General features: G+C 56.4%; 24 protein-coding genes. 6 read left to right on the forward strand and 18 right to left on the reverse strand.

What is annotated here, in order from left to right:
- Positions 1-33: 33 nt before the first annotated feature.
- From tusB to fkpA, 5 genes are all read right to left on the reverse strand, one after another.
- Positions 34-321 (reverse strand): sulfurtransferase complex subunit TusB, encoded by a 288-nt coding sequence (tusB, locus tag HV340_RS21080; protein WP_059306246.1) that lies wholly within the window; start codon positions 319-321, stop codon positions 34-36.
- 7 nt (positions 322-328) lie between these two features.
- Complete coding sequence (tusC, locus tag HV340_RS21085) at positions 329-688, reverse strand: sulfurtransferase complex subunit TusC (protein WP_014171907.1); 360 nt, start codon at positions 686-688, stop codon at positions 329-331.
- A complete protein-coding gene (gene tusD, locus HV340_RS21090; RefSeq protein WP_014171908.1) occupies positions 688-1,074 on the reverse strand; it encodes a sulfurtransferase complex subunit TusD in 387 nt (128 codons plus the stop codon). Before tusD ends, tusC begins: the two co-directional genes overlap by 1 nt.
- The gene (locus tag HV340_RS21095; RefSeq protein WP_014171909.1) at positions 1,074-1,796 is read right to left on the reverse strand and encodes a transcriptional regulator; all 723 of its coding nucleotides are present in this window, start codon (positions 1,794-1,796) and stop codon (positions 1,074-1,076) included. Before HV340_RS21095 ends, tusD begins: the two co-directional genes overlap by 1 nt.
- A gap of 166 nt (positions 1,797-1,962) precedes the next feature.
- Positions 1,963-2,784 (reverse strand): FKBP-type peptidyl-prolyl cis-trans isomerase, encoded by an 822-nt coding sequence (fkpA, locus tag HV340_RS21100; RefSeq protein ID WP_014171910.1) that lies wholly within the window; start codon positions 2,782-2,784, stop codon positions 1,963-1,965.
- A gap of 237 nt (positions 2,785-3,021) precedes the next feature.
- Between fkpA and HV340_RS21105 the strand changes: the two genes are divergently transcribed.
- Positions 3,022-3,240 carry a protein SlyX gene (locus HV340_RS21105; protein ID WP_020884603.1) on the forward strand — a complete coding sequence of 73 codons (219 nt, stop codon included), beginning with the start codon at positions 3,022-3,024 and terminating at the stop codon, positions 3,238-3,240.
- A gap of 54 nt (positions 3,241-3,294) precedes the next feature.
- Here the strand turns inward: HV340_RS21105 and slyD are convergent, their stop codons facing one another.
- From slyD to kefG, 4 genes are all read right to left on the reverse strand, one after another.
- Positions 3,295-3,885, reverse strand: coding sequence for a peptidylprolyl isomerase (slyD, locus tag HV340_RS21110; protein WP_014171912.1), 591 nt, complete (start codon positions 3,883-3,885; stop codon positions 3,295-3,297).
- Between the two features lie 94 nt (positions 3,886-3,979).
- Positions 3,980-4,180: a YheV family putative zinc ribbon protein gene (locus HV340_RS21115; protein ID WP_013099038.1), complete on the reverse strand. Its 201-nt coding sequence runs from the start codon at positions 4,178-4,180 to the stop codon at positions 3,980-3,982.
- A 13-nt stretch (positions 4,181-4,193) separates the two neighbouring features.
- Positions 4,194-5,999 (reverse strand): glutathione-regulated potassium-efflux system protein KefB, encoded by a 1,806-nt coding sequence (gene kefB, locus HV340_RS21120; protein WP_020884602.1) that lies wholly within the window; start codon positions 5,997-5,999, stop codon positions 4,194-4,196.
- On the reverse strand, positions 5,999-6,550 hold the full coding sequence (kefG, locus tag HV340_RS21125; RefSeq protein WP_181216205.1) for a glutathione-regulated potassium-efflux system ancillary protein KefG: 552 nt from the start codon (positions 6,548-6,550) through the stop codon (positions 5,999-6,001). Before kefG ends, kefB begins: the two co-directional genes overlap by 1 nt.
- 138 nt (positions 6,551-6,688) lie before the next feature.
- Between kefG and HV340_RS21130 the strand changes: the two genes are divergently transcribed.
- Positions 6,689-8,593 carry an ABC transporter ATP-binding protein gene (locus HV340_RS21130; protein ID WP_181216206.1) on the forward strand — a complete coding sequence of 635 codons (1,905 nt, stop codon included), beginning with the start codon at positions 6,689-6,691 and terminating at the stop codon, positions 8,591-8,593.
- A 15-nt stretch (positions 8,594-8,608) separates the two neighbouring features.
- Complete coding sequence (locus HV340_RS21135) at positions 8,609-9,559, forward strand: LysR family transcriptional regulator (RefSeq protein ID WP_014171916.1); 951 nt, start codon at positions 8,609-8,611, stop codon at positions 9,557-9,559.
- Here HV340_RS21135 and mdcH read toward each other — a convergent pair.
- From mdcH to mdcA, 8 genes are all read right to left on the reverse strand, one after another.
- Complete coding sequence (gene mdcH / locus HV340_RS21140) at positions 9,548-10,444, reverse strand: malonate decarboxylase subunit epsilon (RefSeq protein WP_025202877.1); 897 nt, start codon at positions 10,442-10,444, stop codon at positions 9,548-9,550. The two genes, HV340_RS21135 and mdcH, sit on opposite strands and share 12 nt — an antisense overlap.
- Positions 10,444-11,061 carry a malonate decarboxylase holo-ACP synthase gene (locus HV340_RS21145; protein WP_181216207.1) on the reverse strand — a complete coding sequence of 206 codons (618 nt, stop codon included), beginning with the start codon at positions 11,059-11,061 and terminating at the stop codon, positions 10,444-10,446. The genes mdcH and HV340_RS21145 overlap by 1 nt, the downstream gene beginning before the upstream one ends.
- Positions 11,062-11,063: 2 nt before the next feature.
- Complete coding sequence (locus HV340_RS21150) at positions 11,064-12,023, reverse strand: AEC family transporter (RefSeq protein WP_049023801.1); 960 nt, start codon at positions 12,021-12,023, stop codon at positions 11,064-11,066.
- Between the two features lie 122 nt (positions 12,024-12,145).
- The gene (mdcE, locus tag HV340_RS21155; RefSeq protein WP_032670503.1) at positions 12,146-12,946 is read right to left on the reverse strand and encodes a biotin-independent malonate decarboxylase subunit gamma; all 801 of its coding nucleotides are present in this window, start codon (positions 12,944-12,946) and stop codon (positions 12,146-12,148) included.
- Positions 12,946-13,779 carry a biotin-independent malonate decarboxylase subunit beta gene (locus HV340_RS21160; RefSeq protein WP_014171921.1) on the reverse strand — a complete coding sequence of 278 codons (834 nt, stop codon included), beginning with the start codon at positions 13,777-13,779 and terminating at the stop codon, positions 12,946-12,948. The genes mdcE and HV340_RS21160 overlap by 1 nt, the downstream gene beginning before the upstream one ends.
- Positions 13,772-14,071 carry a malonate decarboxylase acyl carrier protein gene (mdcC, locus tag HV340_RS21165; RefSeq protein WP_020884595.1) on the reverse strand — a complete coding sequence of 100 codons (300 nt, stop codon included), beginning with the start codon at positions 14,069-14,071 and terminating at the stop codon, positions 13,772-13,774. The genes HV340_RS21160 and mdcC overlap by 8 nt, the downstream gene beginning before the upstream one ends.
- A gap of 9 nt (positions 14,072-14,080) precedes the next feature.
- Complete coding sequence (locus HV340_RS21170; RefSeq protein ID WP_025202874.1) at positions 14,081-14,938, reverse strand: triphosphoribosyl-dephospho-CoA synthase; 858 nt, start codon at positions 14,936-14,938, stop codon at positions 14,081-14,083.
- A complete protein-coding gene (gene mdcA / locus HV340_RS21175) occupies positions 14,938-16,593 on the reverse strand; it encodes a malonate decarboxylase subunit alpha (RefSeq protein WP_014171924.1) in 1,656 nt (551 codons plus the stop codon). Before mdcA ends, HV340_RS21170 begins: the two co-directional genes overlap by 1 nt.
- A gap of 228 nt (positions 16,594-16,821) precedes the next feature.
- On the opposite strand from mdcA, the gene HV340_RS21180 reads away from it, so the two are divergent.
- The 3 genes from HV340_RS21180 to HV340_RS21190 are packed head-to-tail and all read left to right on the forward strand — an operon-like array spanning position 16,822 to position 18,959.
- Positions 16,822-17,844 (forward strand): hydrolase, encoded by a 1,023-nt coding sequence (locus HV340_RS21180; RefSeq protein WP_014171925.1) that lies wholly within the window; start codon positions 16,822-16,824, stop codon positions 17,842-17,844.
- Positions 17,841-18,059, forward strand: coding sequence for a YheU family protein (locus tag HV340_RS21185; protein ID WP_003861664.1), 219 nt, complete (start codon positions 17,841-17,843; stop codon positions 18,057-18,059). Before HV340_RS21180 ends, HV340_RS21185 begins: the two co-directional genes overlap by 4 nt.
- A gap of 30 nt (positions 18,060-18,089) precedes the next feature.
- On the forward strand, positions 18,090-18,959 hold the full coding sequence (locus tag HV340_RS21190) for a phosphoribulokinase (RefSeq protein WP_014171927.1): 870 nt from the start codon (positions 18,090-18,092) through the stop codon (positions 18,957-18,959).
- A 65-nt stretch (positions 18,960-19,024) separates the two neighbouring features.
- Here the strand turns inward: HV340_RS21190 and HV340_RS21195 are convergent, their stop codons facing one another.
- Positions 19,025-19,429: an OsmC family protein gene (locus HV340_RS21195; RefSeq protein WP_025202873.1), complete on the reverse strand. Its 405-nt coding sequence runs from the start codon at positions 19,427-19,429 to the stop codon at positions 19,025-19,027.
- Between the last annotated feature and the right edge of the window lie 164 nt (positions 19,430-19,593).

Here is a 19,593-nt window from a genome sequence, read left to right on the forward strand (position 1 = left end):
AAAAGGTGTCAAGAAATATACAGCGATCTCGGATCACCAGTTCATTTGACTGGCGTGCGTCACAGTAAGATTGACGAAATCAGTATAGCTAACCACGTCAATTTTGGCTGAAATTTGACCAGAAAGACCTCGCGCCTCAAGATCATCTTTCAGCGCAGAGACGGATATGGGGGCATTGCTGAGAATTTCAACGAAACGACTCCCTTCAAGCGCAGCCAGTACGCCATCCTGAATAAGCAGCAGGTCATCACCTTCGCGCAGCATGCTCAGTAATGCGTCGATATCACAATGCCACGGTGAACGGCTCAGGGTATGGAGCATGTCAGCCTCAGAAATTCAGAACTGTGTCGTAATGGGAAAGTTGGTCGCGCAGCGCGTCGGCCGGGAGGAGTGTTACATCCAGCACGAAAGACGTCTTATCGCTCAGACCGCGCGCAGCCAGAGAATCAGCGCAGACAAAAAAGGTTTCAATGTCGTAAAGCGGCAGCACTTTAAAGGTCGCGATGTAATCCCGCGCCAGAATAGCCTGCGGCTGCTGGCCCGCCAGAAGCTGAAACACGCCATCCCCTAAAAAGAAGACACCGATGTCTTCGGTCAGCGCTGATGTTGCGAGCAACGCATCCAGCCCTTCTCTGCCGGACGCACTACCGTGCGGAGCAGATGAAAAAACAAACGCCACGCGTTTCATCAGAATTGCACCACTCTGTCGCAGGTTAACGCAGCCTGTGCCAGTGCGCCCAGACCGCTCAACGAAAACCCCGGCTGCAGGTTGGCCCCTGGCAAGCCAAGACGTTCAGCTTCGGTGGCATCGGTCACGCCGCGACGCAGGGCTGCCGCCACGCAGATATGCAGCGCAACCCCCCTTGTCTCGTTCAGCGTCTGCCAGGCGCGCACCAGATCAAATTCATCGCTGGCCGGTGAGGTAAACTGGTTGGCGTTATACACCCCTTCCCGATAAAAGAAGACGCTCACCAGCTCATGTCCGGCAGCCAGTAACGCATGCGCAAACTGCAGCGCGCTGCTGGCCTGCTGAGTACCATACGCCGGGCCTGTCACCATCAGCGAAAAACGCATTACTTGTCTTGCCCCTGGAAATCACCGCTTTTGAACTGGCGGATGTAGAGGTAGACCGTATGCTTGGAAATGTTCAGGCGATCGGCCACCTGGTTAATGGCGTCTTTGATGTCAAAAATCCCTTTCTCATAGAGATTCAGCACGATCTGACGATTCTTGGCGTTGTTCGATACGTTGCGATCGGCATTCACCTCTTCGATAGTGAACTCAAGCGTCTGCGTCACCAGATCTTCAACCGAGGAGGCAAAGTTAACTGAGGAGCCAACGTCCGGCGTTTCAGGCGGTATGAAAGTGCTCATGATTTGCGAGAACGGCACATCAAGGTTCATGTTGATGCACAACAGACCGATCACGCGATGCTCGCGATTACGAATCGCGATGGTTTCTGATTTCATCAGTACGCCGCTTTTGGCGCGGGTGAAATAACATTTGGAGACGCTGCTGTCCGCGCCGGTCATGTCATGCAGCATACGCAATGCAAGGTCGGTGATTGGCGAACCAATTTTACGGCCAGTATGCTCACCATTAGCAATGCGGATGGCGGAACACTTAAGATCTTGCAGGGAGTGCAATACGATTTCGCAGTGGGACCCAATGAGCATCGCTAACCCGTCCACTACCGCCTCGTAGGATTTCAGAATATCGAAGTCGGTCTGGTCGAAAGGACGTTGATCCAGTAAATCAAGTTCACTGGTTTCGTTGGTTAAAAGCGACCTGGACATGAAAAAAACACTCCTTTTCAGGAGCCTGTCGTTAGGTTTTCAGGGCAGGCTCATTATCTACACGGACAACTAAATTAATACAGCGTGCATAACGCTTTCCAGTGTTAATTATATCTGCCCCACAATAAAAAAAACCGCCGCCTTAAAGGCGGCGGTTTTCATACCATTACTTCTTCGCGTCTGTCGCAGCTTTCTGTTCTGCCTGCGCTTCTGGTTTCGCATCAGCTTTCGGCGCTGGTTTGATGTCCAGCAGCTCTACGTCAAAGACCAGGGTAGAGTTAGCAGGGATACCTGGAACGCCGGTTTTGCCATATGCCAGATCCGGTGGAATAACCAGTTTGATCTTGCCGCCTTTCTTGATGTTTTTCAGACCTTCAGTCCAGCCTGGGATCACACCATCCAGACGGAAGGAGAGAGGCTCACCACGGGTGTAAGAGTTATCGAACTCTTTACCGTCGATCAGCGTACCTTTGTAGTTAACCACGACAGTATCGCTGTCTTTAGGCGCGTCACCGGTACCTTCTTTCTCAACTTTGTACACCAGACCCGTAGAGGAGGTTTTCACGCCCTTCTCTTTAGCAAAGGTATCGCGGTAGGCTTTGCCTTTCGCTTCGTTGTCTTTTGCATCCGCTTCCATCTTAGTCTGAGCGGCACCTTTCACACGTGCTTCGAACGCCTGCAGAGTCTGTTCAATTTCCTGGTCAGACAGTTTGCTCTTATCTGCAAATGCGTCCTGAACGCCCGCGATCAGCTGAGCTTTGTCCAGTTTAATGCCCAGTTTCTCTTGTTCTTTCAGAGAGTTTTCCATGTAACGACCCAGAGATGCGCCAAGTGCGTAGGCGGATTTCTGGTCGTCATTTTTGAACGCCGCTTTGCTGTCTGCAGTTGCAGCAGGCTTCGCAGCAGTATCAGCAGCGAAGGACAGCGGCGCGTTCAGCGCAACAGCCATCGTCGTCGCCAGCAGCGTTACTTTAAACAGTGATTTCATCCATATCTCCAGGGCCTGGGGACTCTCACCCCAGCGTTAAACGTAAATGAGTTACGTACTATAAAACGTTGCGGAAGAAATCTACAGACAGACTCTCCCGATTCTCGCCACTTTTCAGACTATTTTTGTTTAAATAAGTTTCTTGCCAAGGGGATAGATACTGAACTTAAGGATAAACTCAGTTAAACTTCGCCGCCGCTGGCCGATTGTGGTTAATGAGATACAACGAGGTGAATGATGAAGGACACAATGTTAGAAGCGAGAATGGCTGAGCTGGAAAGCCGCCTGGCTTTTCAGGACATCACCATCGAAGAGCTAAACCAGACCGTGACCGCACATGAACTGGAAATGGCGAAACTGCGGGATCTCATGCGCCTGCTGACGGACAAACTGAAGGCCACACAGCCGTCACATATTGCCTCTCAGTCAGAAGAGACGCCACCACCTCATTATTGAGGCGTAAAAAAAGCGGGATTATTATCCCGCTTTTTTATTTTCCGCATAACGGAATTAGTGGCAACCGCAGCCGCCGTTACCGCAACCACCTTTACCGTGGTCGTGACCATGGTCGTGATCGTGGCCGTGACCACCACAGCAGCCGTCGTGGCCGTGATCGTGGTCATGGTCGTGACCGTGCGCACCGTGAACGTGGCCATGAGCCAGCTCTTCTTCGGTCGCTTCACGGATCGCAACAACTTCTACGTTGAATTTCAGGTTCTGGCCAGCCAGCATGTGGTTGCCGTCAACCACAACGTGGTCGTCTTCCACTTCAGTGATTTCAACAGGAACCGGACCCTGGTCAGTTTCCGCCAGGAAGCGCATGCCAACCTGCAGTTCGTCAACGCCCATGAACACGTCTTTAGGAACGCGCTGCACCAGGTTGTCGTCGTACTGACCGTAAGCGTCGTTCGCGCCAACAGCAACGTCGAATTTGTCGCCAACGTCGTGACCTTCCAGCGCGTTTTCCAGGCCGGAAATCAGGGAACCGTGACCATGCAGGTAGTCAAGCGGCGCACTCACCGGAGACTCATCAACCAACACACCGTCTTCTGTACGTACCTGATAGGCCAGGCTGACCACCAGGTCTTTTGCTACTTTCATGATATCTCCTGAGCAAGGGAAAATTGCTGGCGCAGATTGTAGCGGAAATCTGCACCCGTGTACCCTTTAGCTTAAAAAAACTCAGGGCATATCGCTAGTCCGGATGAAAAATCCCGATAACTTGCTCTTCTTTGCGAACATGATCGCGGGCTTCTTTATCCGCCTCGCGCATCTGATGACCGCACTTAACACACTCTACGACATCAATATTATTTTCCCGCCACATCGCCAGCGTATCTTGCGCCTGGCAGCTCGGGCATTTTGCGCCCGCAATAAAGCGTTTACGTACAGCCATCTTTCGTTACCCTTTATTCAAATTCATCCCAGCCATCGAGCTGGCGTCGTTCCTGTTGCATCTCTCGCTGGAAAATCTCTTCCAGCTCCCGACGCGCTTCCCGCACGCGGGAGATCTGCGCCGTATCAGAGTGTACCGGCATTAATTCGCGCAGCATTCGCATGTCCAGCCGGCGAAAATGCATCTGGGCCCGCTGAGCCTGATGAGGATGCATGCCCAGCGAAATCAGCGCTTTACGTCCCAACTCCAGCGCACTGGAAAATGTCTCACGGGAGAAGTGCTTCACACCTGCCTGCAGCAGTTCGTGCGCTTCAACACGTCCACGCGCACGCGCCAGAATATGCAGATGCGGGAAATGCTGCTGGCACAGTTCCACCAGCTTCATCGTATCTTCCGGATCGTTGCAGGTAATCACGATGGATTCTGCTGCTTCTGCCCCCGCTGAACGCAACAGTTCGAGCTGGGTCGCGTCGCCGTAGTAAACCTTGTAGCCGTATTTACGCATCAGGTTCACCGCGCTGATATCGCGCTCCAGTACCGTAATGCGCATTTTGTTCGCCATCAGCAGACGTCCAATCACCTGCCCAAAGCGGCCAAAGCCCACCACAATCACCTGCGGCTTATCATCCTCCACCCACGGCATCTCATCTTCATCCTCTGTCGGATTTAAGCGCCGTGAGAGCAGCTTATCCACCAGCCTGATGAGCAGCGGGGTGGTCATCATCGACAGCGTGACCGTTACCAGCAGCAGCGCCATCTGATCGTCTTTAAACAGCTTCTGGGAGGAGGCGGTGGAGAACAGCACGAACGCGAACTCTCCGCCCTGACTTAAGACGCTGGCAAACTGCATGCGCTCGGAACTGCGCAGCCCGTATATCCGTGCCATGACATACAGCACCAGCGTTTTTACCGCCACCAGCACAACAACGCTCATCACCACCCACAGCAAATGGGTATAGAGCACGCCCAGGTTGAGCGCCATTCCCACTGAAATAAAGAACAGCCCTAACAGCAGCCCTTTAAACGGATCGATAGCCGTTTCCAGTTCGTGACGATATTCGCTTTCGGCAAGGAGCACCCCGGCGATAAACGTACCGAGCGCCATCGACAGCCCCAGCGCGTCCATAAACAATGCCGAGCCCAGCACCAGCAGCAGCGTCGCGGCAGTAAACACCTCGCGCACGCCAGAGGCGGCAATAAAACGAAACACCGGCCGCAGCAGGAAACGTCCGCCAATCAGCATGCCGGCGAAGGCCAGCACCTTCATGGAGATTTTGACCCAGTCAAAATGATCGTCACCAGAGCCTGCCAGTAACGGCACCAGTGCCAGCGCCGGGATCACGGCCAGGTCCTGAAACAGCAGTACCGAAAAGCCCAGCTGTCCTGCCTCGTTGCGGTTCATCCCTTTGTCACGCATTAACTGCAGCGCCATCGCTGTCGACGACATCGCAAGACCTATTCCGCCGATCACCGCCGCCTGCCACGAGAAGTTGGTCAGCATTAACAGCCCGGCCAGAATCGCAGCACTGAACAAGACCTGCGCCGCCCCCACGCCAAATATCGATCGCCGGAGCTGCCACAGTTTTGACGGGTTCAGTTCGAGGCCAATGATGAACATCAGGAACACCACGCCCAGTTCAGAGAAGTGGAGAATTTCATCCACATCGCTGATGAATCCCAGCCCCCAGGGGCCAATGGCGATCCCGGCCAGCAGGTAGCCCAGCACCGCGCCAATGCCCAGCCGGGCGGCCAGCGGAACCGCCACCACTGCGGCAAATAAAAACAGCACGCCGGCCAGGAGTAAATTCGATCCTTCCATTAGCGACCTCCTGCCGAAATCGGTGATGCCAGCCAATCGCCATACGCTCTGGCGTGGCTCGCCAGCGCTTCAGGCTTCTGGCGACGTGCCCAGTAGACAATAATCGGGCTCATCCAGTGCATGCGGCACATCGCGGCCGTCAGCTCAAACGGCCGCAGGATATCGCTCATGGGATAACGGTTAAGACCGTCGTGGCGGTAAGCGCTCTCTGGCTCACCGGTCGTAATGACACTGCGCCAGTACTTTCCCGCCAGCTGGTTGCCCCCCACCCCGCTGGAGAACCCCCGGCTCAGCACACGGTCCAGCCACTCTTTCAGCAGTGCCGGACAGCTATAGGTATAAAGCGGATGCTGGAACACAATCACGTCATGCTGACGCAGCATTTCCTGCTCGTAAGGAATATCAATAAAGAAATCAGGATAGTGCGCGTAGAGATCGTGCACCGTCACATTGCTGAGCTGAGTAGCCGGCTTAAGCAGAACCCGGTTTGCCACCGAGTCCTGAGATTCCGGATGGGCATACAGCAGCAGCACTTTCGCTGTCTGAGACATCACTCCCCTCCCGGTTCTGTTTCTGTTTTTGTGTATCGTCGTTGTTTTGGGCTACCATGGCGGCCCGGTGCGGAAAATGGCCCACACCTTACATTATCATAATGACAAATTAACATAGTCGGAACATACGGCGCTTCTATGATTGTTTTCTCCTCGTTACAAATTCGCCGCGGCGTGCGCGTCCTGCTGGATAACGCCTCCGCCACCATCAATCCCGGTCAAAAAGTGGGTCTGGTCGGCAAAAACGGCTGCGGAAAATCGACCCTGCTTGCGCTGCTGAAAAACGAGATTAGCGCTGACGGCGGTAACTTTACCTATCCGGGTAACTGGCAGCTTGCCTGGGTAAATCAGGAGACGCCTGCCCTGAGCGAACCCGCTCTCGACTATGTTATCGACGGCGATCGTGAATACCGTAAGCTGGAAGCTGAACTGAACGCCGCCAACGAGTGTAATGACGGTCATGCTATCGCCACCGTCCACGGTAAGCTGGACGCCATCGACGCATGGACCATTCGCTCCCGCGCCTCCAGCCTGCTGCACGGTCTGGGTTTCAGCAACGAACAGCTTGAACGCCCCGTCAGCGACTTCTCCGGCGGCTGGCGTATGCGCCTTAACCTGGCGCAGGCACTGATTTGCCGTTCCGACCTGCTGCTGCTTGATGAACCCACCAACCACCTCGATCTCGATGCGGTTATTTGGCTGGAGAAGTGGCTCAAGAGCTATCAGGGCACTCTGATTCTGATCTCCCACGACCGCGACTTCCTCGACCCGGTGGTGGATAAAATCATTCATATCGAACAGCAAAGCCTGTTTGAATACACCGGCAACTACAGCTCATTCGAGCGCCAGCGCGCGACGCGCCTTGCTCAACAGCAGGCGATGTATGAAAGCCAGCAGCAGCGCGTGGCGCATCTGCAAAGCTTTGTTGACCGCTTCAAGGCAAAAGCGTCTAAAGCCAAGCAGGCCCAGAGCCGCATCAAGATGCTGGAACGCATGGAGATGATCGCCCCGGCGCACGTCGATAACCCGTTCCACTTCAGTTTTCGCGAGCCCGAGAGCCTGCCGAACCCACTGCTGAAGATGGAAAAGGTGAGCGCTGGCTACGGCGATCGCATTATTCTCGACTCCATCAAGCTCAACCTGGTGCCGGGTTCACGTATTGGTCTGCTGGGGCGTAACGGCGCCGGTAAATCGACGCTGATTAAACTGCTGGCGGGCGAGCTTAACCCGGTCAGCGGCGAGATCGGCCTGGCAAAAGGCATTAAGCTTGGCTACTTCGCCCAGCATCAGCTGGAATTCTTACGCGCGGATGAATCGCCCATCCAGCACCTCGCGCGACTGGCGCCGCAGGAGATGGAGCAGAAGCTGCGCGATTACCTTGGCGGCTTTGGCTTCCAGGGCGATAAAGTCACCGAAAACACCGAACGTTTCTCCGGCGGCGAGAAAGCGCGTCTGGTGCTGGCGCTTATCGTCTGGCAGCGTCCGAACCTGCTGCTGCTCGATGAACCTACAAACCACCTCGATCTCGACATGCGTCAGGCGCTGACCGAAGCGTTAATTGAGTTTGAAGGCGCGCTGGTTGTCGTCTCGCACGATCGTCACCTGATCCGCTCCACAACGGACGATCTCTATTTAGTGCACGATGGCAAAGTCGAGCCGTTCGATGGCGATCTGGAAGACTACCAGCAGTGGCTGACGGACGTGCAGAAGCAGGAAAACCAGCCGGACGACTCGTCGAAAGATAACGCCAACAGCGCCCAGGCGCGTAAAGACCAGAAGCGCCGTGAAGCGGAACTGCGTACTCAAACCCAGCCGCTGCGTAAAGAGATTGCCCGTCTCGAAAAGGAGATGGAGAAACTTAACGCTCTGCTGGCTACCGTTGAAGAGAAGCTGGGTGACAGCGGTCTGTATGACCAGAGCCGTAAGGCAGAACTGACCGACTGCCTGCAGACACAGGCGAAGACGAAATCCAGCCTCGAAGCGTGCGAGATGGCGTGGCTGGACGCCCAGGAACAGCTGGAAGCCATGCTGCAGGCCGACTAAATCCCCGGGAGGGTTATGAGTTTCGATATCACGAGCGACATTACATTTCGTAAACTCAGCATCTTCATGACCTTTATGGAGAAGGGCAATATCGCCCGTACCGCCGAAGCGCTTGGCCTGAGCGGCGTTAGCGTGCACCGCGCGCTGCATACTCTCGAAGAAAATGTGCGCTGCCCGCTCTTTACGCACAAAGGTCGCAATCTCATTGCGCTGCCTTCAGCCTGGACGCTGCTGGAATATTGTCAGGAAGTGATGCAGGTAATGGCGCGCGGGCTGGAAGAAGCGCGCAAAACGGCCGGCGTTGGCCAGGGACGACTGCGCGTCGGCACGCTCTACTCGCTGACGCTGGAAACCGTGCCACGCCTGATTATGGGGATGAAACTGCGCCGTCCGGACCTGGAGATGGACCTGACGATGGGCTCTAACGAGACCCTGTTGCGTATGCTGGACGACGGTTTGCTCGACGCCATCCTCATCTCTATTTCCGAAAGCGATATCGACCGCAACAGTCTGGAAGTGCTCCCCCTGTTCCATGACGACATTTTTCTTGCCGCACCAGCCTCTGCCACGCTGAACACCAGCGGGCCTGCCGACTTACGTGATTACAAAGACCAGAAGTTTGTCGCGCTGTCGGAAGGGTTTGCCACCTACGCCGGGTTTCAGGAGGCGTTTCATATTGCCGGTTTCGAACCGGAAATCGTCACCCGCGTAAATGACATTTTCTCGATGCTGAGTCTGGTGCAGGCGGGCGTGGGCTTTACGCTCATGCCAGGCAGAATGAAGAAAGTGTATGAGAACTCAGTACAGCTACTGAAGCTGGCCCAGCCGTATCAAATGCAGCAGTTGATTGCCATTGTGTTTGCCCGCAACCGCGAGCAAGACCCCAGCCTGCGGGCACTGGCAGCCGAAGGGCGAATGTATGCCCGCAGTATCGCCACCGACCCTGCGCAGACCCTACCGCTGTAGCCGCTTAGCGAGGTGTACCGCCACGTCTACACCACTGCGCTCCAGCGAAACCGACTCCCCTTCCCAGGCCGCCTGACGCGTCAGGCAGGTCAGTACTCCGCCTGGTGGCATTTCAATCGCCAGCCGAGCTTCACGCTCGTTGGCAGAAATCACCGCTTCCTGCCAGCGCACCGTGCGCGCCATATTCATCGCCAGATCGTCCGCGATTTTCTCAGGCGTCCAGAGCACGCGTCCTGTGCTGCCGCTCAGGTAAGCACAGCGCGGGCGTGTGAGCGTGACGGATGTGAATGCCTCCACCAGCTTGTGCGCCGGCTCCGCCAACAGCTCGCAATGGGAAGGCACGCTGACGGTCAGCCGATGCGCCTTATTAGCCCCTTTTGCCAGCGCGCGTTTCGCCACCTGCGCCATCCCCTCATCGGTGCCGGCGATCACAATCTGCGTTTCCGCGTTCAGATTGGCGATATACGTTCCGGTGCCTTCCAGCAACGCTTCAACCTGAGGCAGGGTCAGACCCATTATCGCGGTCAGGCCATAACCGTGCGGATAGGCTTGCTCCATGAGATCGCCACGCAGCGCGACCAGCTTCAGCGCGTCGGCAAATTCCAGCGCACCGGCAATGACCGCGGCCGGATACGCGCCAATAGACAGACCGCTGACGATATCCGGTGCCACGCCGCGTTGTTCAAGCTCACGCGCCCAGGCAACACCGGCAATTAACAACGAAAGCTGAACGGCTCGCGTGTGGGTTAACGCTGCCGCGGTATCCAGCGTATCGACTTCGCCACCCAATACCTCGCGGGCCTGCTCCAGCGTCGTGCCAGGCAGGTTTTGCAGCATACCGGCATGCTGGGTGCCCTGCCCTGGAAAGGTAAACAGTATTTTCATCACTCCTCCCTGTGCCACGGGTCCGCCACCAGGCGCGGCCCACGGCGGGTCTTCAGCAACGTTTTGCCGTCGCGCAGCCACTCCGTCAGCGCAAAGCCGCCTTCAGGGGTGTCGACTTGAGTGTCTGCCCGACATAACGCGCGGCTGAGCTGTGACGCCCAGACACGAAAAGCGTCAGCCGACAGAGGCTGAGGGGCTCGCACCAGCAGATCGAGATCGCTGTCGGCATGAATGACCGGGATACCGGTCGCCAGGGCGTAGCCCGTGCTGCCCGTAATTCCCCACGTCCACGGCCATGACTGCTGAGAAAGTTGCAACGCCACCTGAACCGGTGGCTGAGTCACAAACGGTGAACGCAGAAGATCGGCGGTCACGCTCAACGCCTCGGGTGAGACCACCCGCACGACGTTTTCTGGCTTCACCCAACCGGCCGCCCGCTGGTCGCGGCGTAAACCGCGTACGCCAACGGGAATACGGCCAGCGTTATCAACATCACGCCGCACGACCACCGGTAAACCGGTATGCCATACCGCATCCACCCAGTCGTGAGTGATGCCTTCCAGCGCGTCACGCGCGTTAAGCCAGATGAGGTCGTGAGGGCGTAATGTTGTGGTCATGATTACATTCCTGAAGTCAGCGAGATAAACAGTGGCAGCGACAGGATACACAGTACCGAGCTTAACAGCAGCACCGCTTCCGCATCCGGAGACTGCACGCCAAAGCGGTTACCGAACACCACGCCGAAGAAACCGGCAGAGAGCGCAATCATCAGGATAGCGGTGATCGCCACGGAGCCGTGCAGACCGAAGATCAGAACGATACCCCAGGCAATCGCAGGCTGGATCAGCAGCTTGGCTACGGTTGAGGTAATCACCATGGTGTTGATCTGCAGCTTACGCGCAGAGAGGATCACCCCGGTCAGGAACAGCGCGGCAGCCGTTGCAGAAAGCCCCAGTGGCTTAATGGCGGCCAGAACAAGTTCAGGCATTTTGATGCCGACTGCAGACAAAATCACACCCAGCAGGGGTCCCATCACAATCGGTTTTTTAATCGAGCGCCACATCAGCACCGGCAGCATCGAGAGCGTTGAACCGGAGTTATTGCCTTCGGCACGCGCTTTTTCACGTTCCAGAATCAGCAGGCAGAACGGCGTCATCAGTACCGAACCACAGGCAATAGAGACCGCCACGGACAGTGAGGTTGAAGAGCTTTCACCCAGCACACTGCCCAGAATCGGCAAGCCAAGCGCGGCATAGTTTGGCAGCGCAACCGTCAGCGTAAGCACGGCGGCATCCTGTGGGGATTTTTTAAAGACGCTGGTCGCGAGGAAGTAAATGGCCGCGTAGGTTATCCACATCGCCAGGGTCAGCACCAGAATCAGCGGTGACTGGGCTACGATGCCAGTCCACGGGGTTTGCACCGTGGCGCTGAACAGCGCGGCAGGCAAAGCAAAATCCATGACGAAGATATTGAGCAGGGAGACATTTTTGTTATCGACCATCTTTGCCTTACCGGCCCAGAATCCCAGCAGCATGATGACGAAAATCGGTGCAAGAGCATGAACAATTACGTAAGTCATAATTCACCTGTAGTAAAAAAGTTTAAGCACTGGCGCGATGATTATTATTTTCAGGATGCAGGTTCCCGCGCGGACGTAACGGTTACGTCCGCGGGGAGTGCATCTGGCAGGTCTCTTTTTACTTACCAGCTTGCCCGCATGCGTTCGCGTACGAGGGCAGAGCTGCGGCGATTGTCAGCACCGAGACGGTTTTTCAGGGTGTTGTCCTGACGAGCGTCATGGATGGCCTGTTGCAGCGTGGTTTTCACCTGCGTCAGATCGTTTTCAGAAGGGGCATCCGGGTTGCTGATGTCCAGCAGGTTGGAAAGCAGCCCCAGTGTGGCGTAGTTGCTGATGTCATAGGCCATTGGCGGGATCGTTGCCGCCAGTTTTTCCAGCGCATCCACGGTACGTAGCGTAATACGCGCCGCAGACTCTTTACCCATGGCATGGATCAGCACGCCTTTATCGTTAAAGGCAATCAGGCGGTTTGCCTGGTACCCGTGCGCCAGAAACGCGCCGGACATCGCTTTACCAACGATAAGCCCAATCACCGGATGACCGGCCAGACGCGCGTTAGCATAGGCCGCCGCCGCGCCGGCCAACGCCTGGTGAATACCAAATGCCTCTTCACGACGGCCATAGGCCTGGCTTGGCACGTCAATCACCGCCACGATCGGGCGCTTCACGGCGCTGTTGGCATCGGCGGCAACGGTTTCGCTCACCACTTTTGCCAGCGTCCAGCCTTCCAGCAGACCGACTTCCCCTTTCGCCGCGCGCGGGAAGTGGTTGTTGGCATCCGGTACCACGGCAACAAAACGTACCGTTTCACCGTTAAGTTCACCATCGGCCGCCTGTACGGACGGGCATAACCCCTCTAGGCGTCTGGCGTTCGGCGCGAGCGTTTGCAGCCAGAGTTCGCCACGGCTTACTGAGTTAGTCATCATTTCACCTCCCGGGCAAAGAGCGCTTTAATCTGTTCGGCATCGGCCTGTTTGCGGGTGTCGAAATTCGTCAGACGGTTCAGGTAATCGTCATAGTTATCGGTGCGATGTTTTGCAGGCACGCCTTTGGCAATCGCGTCGTTCATCGCCGCTTTCACCGCGTTCACGCCATCGCCAACCAGCGCATCCACCAGGCCGCTTTCATAGCGGACTTCTCCACCGGTCATGCTCCAGATAAACGGACGGTCGCGGGAGTCATACTCTTCAATTCCCGCTTCCTGCTCGATAACCTGAGGACCATTCAGACCGAGACGCGCTTCGCGGGTGACAATCAGGTAGCTGCACAGTGCAGCAGCGATAGACATCCCACCGAAGCAGCCCACGGTCCCGGCCACAATCCCGACCACCGGGGTGTAACGGCGCAGGTCAACAATTGCTGCATGAATATCGGCAATGGCCGCCAGGCCCAGGTTGGCTTCCTGCAGACGCACGCCGCCGGTTTCGAGACACAGTACCGCCTGCGTCGGGATCCCGTTGCGGTTATCTTCAGCCGCCAGCTCCAGCGCCGCCGCCATTTTGGCGCCGGACACTTCGCCCATACTGCCGCCCTGGAACGCACCTTCGATCGCCACCACTACCGCAGGCTGGCCGTTGAGGGTGCCTTTGGCGACCACCATGCCGTCATCGGCCTGAGGAACGATGCCCTGCGGCCCCAGCCACGGGGAGATAATGCCTTCAAAAGGATCCAGCAGTTCGCGATAGCTCCCGTCGTCCAGCAATGCCTGCGCACGCTGGCGAGCTTTTAATTCAATAAAACTCCGATCATCACGCATGGCTCACCCCTTCAAAAACCTGTTCGATACGAATGCGTGCCACCCCCGGCGTCGCGCCAAAGTCGTGGATCGTCAGTTTTCCTGCAGGCAGGCTGCTGACGGTGTGCAGGCGGTTGAACAACGCCTCCCAGCGACCGCGGCTGTTGTCGACGGACGTGGTGATATCAATGGTTAACGTCTGGCCCGGTTCGGCGGCAAACAGCACCTCCATATCCCCGGAACCAACAACCCCTGCGAGCGCTTTGCCGCTTAACGCGCGGCTCGCTGGCATGGTTAATGTGATTTTTTCCATAACATCCTCTTAATGCTTTGAATAAGGCGTTTCGATGCGATCGAGAAACAGCGTGGCGGCAAGCAGGTCGGCTGCTCCGCCCGGTGAGGCATTGAGTGCCAGCATGTGACGGTCCAATCTCGCCAGCGCCATCTGGCCTGCGGATGTCGCGCATCCTCCGGCGCTCAGCACCGCACGCGCACCGTTCTGCATGGCCTCCAGCCCCGCCATCCCGGCGCGCGACAGCACGCAGGTGTCGGCAAGCGACGTCATGATGGCCATCAGCGCATCGAGCCTTGCGTACGTTTCGCTGCTGCCGTTAAGACGGCTCAGACGAAGCTGCGGCAGAGCACGCTGCATCACGTGTGGAAATGCCTGCTGAGCCTCTTCACGTGCGCCCGGAACCCGGTAGCGGCGCGTGGCGCGTAGCCCTTTGCTGAACACTTTCGGCGCCGCGTCATCGGGCAGTTTCGCCAGCTGTGCCGCGGTATTCGCTACCGCCTGCGCGCTGGCATCGCCACCGAGCATCGCCACGGCACTGACCAGCAGCCCCAGCGCCCAAATCGCGCCGCGGTGGGTATTTACACCGTCGGTAGCCGCCATCATCTGCTGCTCACCTTCACGGCCGAGTCGCCCTATGGTTTGCCTGAGCGCAATATCCGCCGGACGCTGCCAGCTGTGTTGCGCCAGCGCCTGAAACGTGGGGGTCAGGCTGCGCGCGGAACGCTCCATCAACGCGAGCGACAGATCGTGGTGCGCGCCGTTCCCCCGACTGTCCACCAGACCGGGTTTCGGGCTTAACTGTGCTTCGTCAATCAGACACTGCGTGGCGGTTCGCGCCAGCCATTCGGCACCGCCTTCAACCTGAATCTGGGGCAGAAGTTTCATTACCAGCTCCGGAATTTCGCAGGTGGGTTGTAAAGACCGCCAGACCATTCAACCAGGTCTGACACGCTGCCTGCTGCCAGCAGAGAACGGGTGGCATCGGTGCGGCGAATCCCCATATCTTCCGGGTAAACCACTTTGCCGCTCTGGCGCAACTGCGCCACGCGCTTGGCATCGACGCCCAGACCGATATCGGTGATCCCCGCGACGGCCGCAACCATCGCCCGGCGCTCTTCAAGACTTTCTGCGCGATAGAGGTAAGCAATCCCCTCTTCCGTCAGCACATGTGTCACGTCGTCGCCGTAGATCATGACCGGAGCCAGAGGCATCCCGGACGCTTTCGCAACGTCAACAGCATCGAGTTTTTCCACAAAGGTCGGTTTCACGCCTGCCTGAAAGGTTTCCACCATCTGGACGACGAGTTTTTTACCGCGCTGCATCGGATCGGGTTCGGTGATCATGTTCAGCCAGGCCGGGGTGGCATGACGACGACCATGCGGGTCATGGCCCATGTTTGGCGCACCGCCGAAACCAGAGAGACGACCACGGGTCACGGTTGAGGAGTTGGCATACCCGTCAACCTGCAGGGTTGACCCGATGAACATATCAACGGCGTACTGGCCTGCCAGCTGACAGAAGGCGCGGTTGGAACGCATAGAGCCGTCGGCACCGGTAAAGAAGATGTCCGGACGTGCACGAATGTACTCTTCCATCCCCAGTTCGCCGCCGAAGCAGTGCACGCTTTCCACCCAGCCGCTTTCAATCGCCGGGATCAGGGTTGGGTGCGGGTTAAGGGTCCAGTGTTTACAGATTTTGCCTTTCAGGCCGAGCTGTTCACCGTAGGTCGGCAGCAGCAGTTCAATCGCCGCGGTATTAAAACCAATCCCGTGGTTCAGGGATTGCACCTGATGTTCCGCATAAATGCCCTTAATGGCCATCATCGCCATCAGGATATGTTCCTGTTTGATGAGACGCGGGTCGCGGGTAAACAGCGGTTCGATAAAGAACGGTTTGTCGGCCACCACCACGAAGTCAATCCAGGAGCCGGGAATATCAACGCGCGGCAGGTCGCATTCGTCGTCCACCAGCTCATTCACCTGTGCGATGACAATGCCGTCATGGAATGCGGCCGCTTCCACCAGCGCGGGGGTATCTTCAGTGCTTGCGCCGGTATAAAGATTACCTTTTCGGTCCGCTTTAAAGCCGGCAATCAGCGCCACGTTTGGCGAGAGATCCACGTACAGACGTGAATAGAGCTCTATGTAGGTATGGATAGCACCAATTTCGAGCTGACCATCTTCCAGCAGCTGCGAGATGCGCAGGCTCTGGGTACCGGAGAAGGAGAAGTCCAGCTTGCGGGCGATACCTTTCTCAAAGATATCCAGATGCTCGCTACGGCCCACGCTTGGCATAATCATGTGCAGGTCATGCACGATTTGCGGGTTCACTTCAGCCAGCGAGCGTGAAAGGAAATCGGCCTGCTTCTGGTTATTACCTTCCAGAACGACTTTGTCGCCAGGCGCGATCAGTTTTTCCAGCATGGCGACAAGATCGCCGGTTGGCAGTACCTTGCCCTGCACCGGTACGGATGCCAGACGACGCGCTTTCTCGGTGCGTCGTGTGTTCCATTGCCGGGTGGGTGTTTGCCCAGATAACATTATTAACCTCCTGATTCAGCACATCATTCTGATTTGCTTAACGTTGAGTAAAGTGTGCGCTGTGGCGAGGAAGTCATCAATTAAGCGCAGGGCGGAATCATTAGCCTGAGAGTAATAATCAAGGTAAATATTTGTGATCGAGATCAGTTCATGTTTCGGAAAACCAGGCTAAACGGGGTACAATTCGGAAAGAACAGAAAATAACTGACAAGAATTAGCATCGCCGTTATGAGCCAAATCATTCCATCAGACTTCGACATCATCGCCGAAGACAGCACCGAGTTCGTGCCCATGCGCGGCGTGGCCAATTGCCATCTGCAGACCATGCTGCCGCGACTCATCCGCCGTAAGGTTCAGTTCACGCCGCACTGGCAACGGCTGGACTTACCGGACGGTGACTTTCTGGACCTGGCATGGAGCGAAGAGCCAGAACAGGCGCGCCATAAGCCGCGTCTGGTGGTTTTTCACGGTCTGGAAGGCAGTCTGCACAGCCCCTATGCACACGGGCTCATCCAGGCAGCCAAAGCGCGGGGCTGGCTCGGCGTGGTGATGCACTTTCGCGGCTGTAGCGGCGAACCGAATCGCCAGAAGCGCATCTATCACTCGGGTGAAACCGAAGACGGCACCTGGTTTTTACACTGGTTACGGGAAAACTTTGGTACCGTCCCGACAGCGGCCGTGGGCTACTCGCTGGGCGGCAATATGCTGGCCTGCCTGCTGGCAAAAGAGGGCGACACCGTGCCGCTGGATGCGGCCGTCATTGTCTCCGCGCCCTTTATGCTGGAGCAGTGCAGCTACCATATGGAGAAAGGCTTTTCCCGGGTCTATCAGCGTTACCTGCTCAACCTGCTGAAAGCCAACGCGGCGCGCAAGCTGAAAGCCTATCCGGATACGCTGCCGGTGAGCCTGCGTCAGTTGAAAAAGGTCCGTCGCATCCGCGAATTCGACGATCTGATCACCGCCAAAATTCACGGTTTTGCCGATGCGATTGACTACTATCGTCAGTGCAGCGCCATGCCGCTGCTCAGTAAGATCACGCAACCGACGCTTATCATTCATGCCAAAGATGACCCGTTTATGGATCATCACTCTATTCCCGCGCAGGAATTTCTGCCTGCCAACGTTCACTATCAGCTGACAGAGCATGGTGGTCACGTGGGGTTCATCGGTGGAACGTTGCGTCGCCCGAAAATGTGGCTGGAGTCGCGTATTCCTGACTGGCTTACCCCTTATCTGGACGGTGCAAAATGATTATTCCGTGGCAGGACCTCTCCCCCGAAACGCTCGATAATCTGATTGAAAGCTTTGTCTTGCGCGAAGGTACCGATTATGGTGAACATGAACGTTCGCTTGAGCAAAAGGTCAACGATGTGAAGCGCCAGCTCAAAAGCGGCGACGTGGTGCTGGTATGGTCTGAACTGCATGAGACGGTCAATATCATGCCCCGCAACGCGTTTCATGGCTGATCTTTAAACCTTTCCAGTCAGGGAGTTGCTATGTCTGCCAGACATCCGGTTATTGCCGTTACGGGTTCGAGTGGTGCGGGAACCACCACGACCAGCCTCGCTTTTCGTAAGATTTTCGCCCAACTGAATCTCCGTGCGGCGGAGGTCGAAGGCGATAGCTTTCACCGCTACACGCGCCCGGAGATGGATATGGCTATCCGCAAGGCGCGCGATCTGGGTAAACACATCAGTTACTTCGGCCCGGAGGCCAATGACTTCGGCCTGCTGGAGCAAACCTTTCAGGAGTACGGCCAGAGCGGCAAGGGGCAGTCACGCAAATATCTGCACACCTACGATGAAGCCGTTCCCTGGAACCAGGTGCCAGGCACTTTTACCCCCTGGCAACCGCTGCCGGAACCAACCGACGTCCTGTTTTACGAAGGGTTGCACGGTGGCGTGGTGACGCCGCAGCATGACGTGGCGCGTCACGTGGATCTGCTGGTTGGCGTGGTGCCCATCGTGAACCTTGAATGGATCCAGAAGCTGACGCGTGACATCAGCGAGCGCGGCCATTCACGCGAGGCGGTGATGGATTCCGTCGTGCGCTCCATGGAAGACTACATTACTTACCTGACGCCGCAGTTCTCCCGCACGCATATCAACTTCCAGCGCGTACCGACAGTGGACACCTCTAACCCGTTCGCCGCCAAAAGTATCCCGTCGCTGGATGAGAGCTTTGTGGTTATCCATTTCCGCAATCTCGACGGTATTGATTACCCCTGGCTGCTGGCGATGCTGCAGGGCTCGTTTATTTCGCACATGAATACGTTAGTGGTTCCGGGCGGAAAAATGGGGCTGGCAATGGAATTAATTATGATGCCGCTGGTGCAGCGGTTGATAGAAGGGAAGAAAATCGCCTGATGATTTCCCTCTCCGCGTGGGAGAGGGTTTCGGTGAGGGCATCAGAGTGAACGATGCCCCCAATATCAGGCGTCGATCACTTCATACGAATGCGTAATTTTTACCGCTTTCTCGAGCATTAAGGCGACCGAGCAGTATTTCTCCGCTGAAAGATCGACCGCGCGTGAGACCGCCGCGTCTTTCAGTTCTTTCCCGCTGACGATGAAATGCAGGTTAATGTGGGTAAACAGGCGTGGTGCCTCTTCGCGGCGTTCTGAGGTGAGTTTTACTTCGCAGTCGGTCACATCGTGACGGCCTTTTTGCAGGATCGACACCACGTCAATTGCGCTGCATCCACCTGCTGCCATCAGCACCATTTCCATTGGGCTTGGTGCTTTATCGCCGGAGTTACCATCCATCAAAATCTGGTGTCCTGAAGCTGACTCGCCCAGGAACGTTAAACCTTCAACCCATTTCACACGCGCTTGCATATTCACTCACTCCAACGTTGCATTTTTGGTGACAGATTACGCGTGCGTTACATTTCTCGCAATGGAAGGCGACCTGCGTCATGCTGAAGCGAGACACCAGGAGACACGCGGCGAAAGCTATGCTAAAACACTCAGGATGCTACAGTAATACATTGACGTTACAC

Origin of the sequence: Enterobacter sp. RHBSTW-00975 (assembly GCF_013615235.1) — a bacterium.
In the GTDB taxonomy this organism is placed as follows: Bacteria; Pseudomonadota; Gammaproteobacteria; order Enterobacterales; family Enterobacteriaceae; genus Enterobacter; species Enterobacter ludwigii.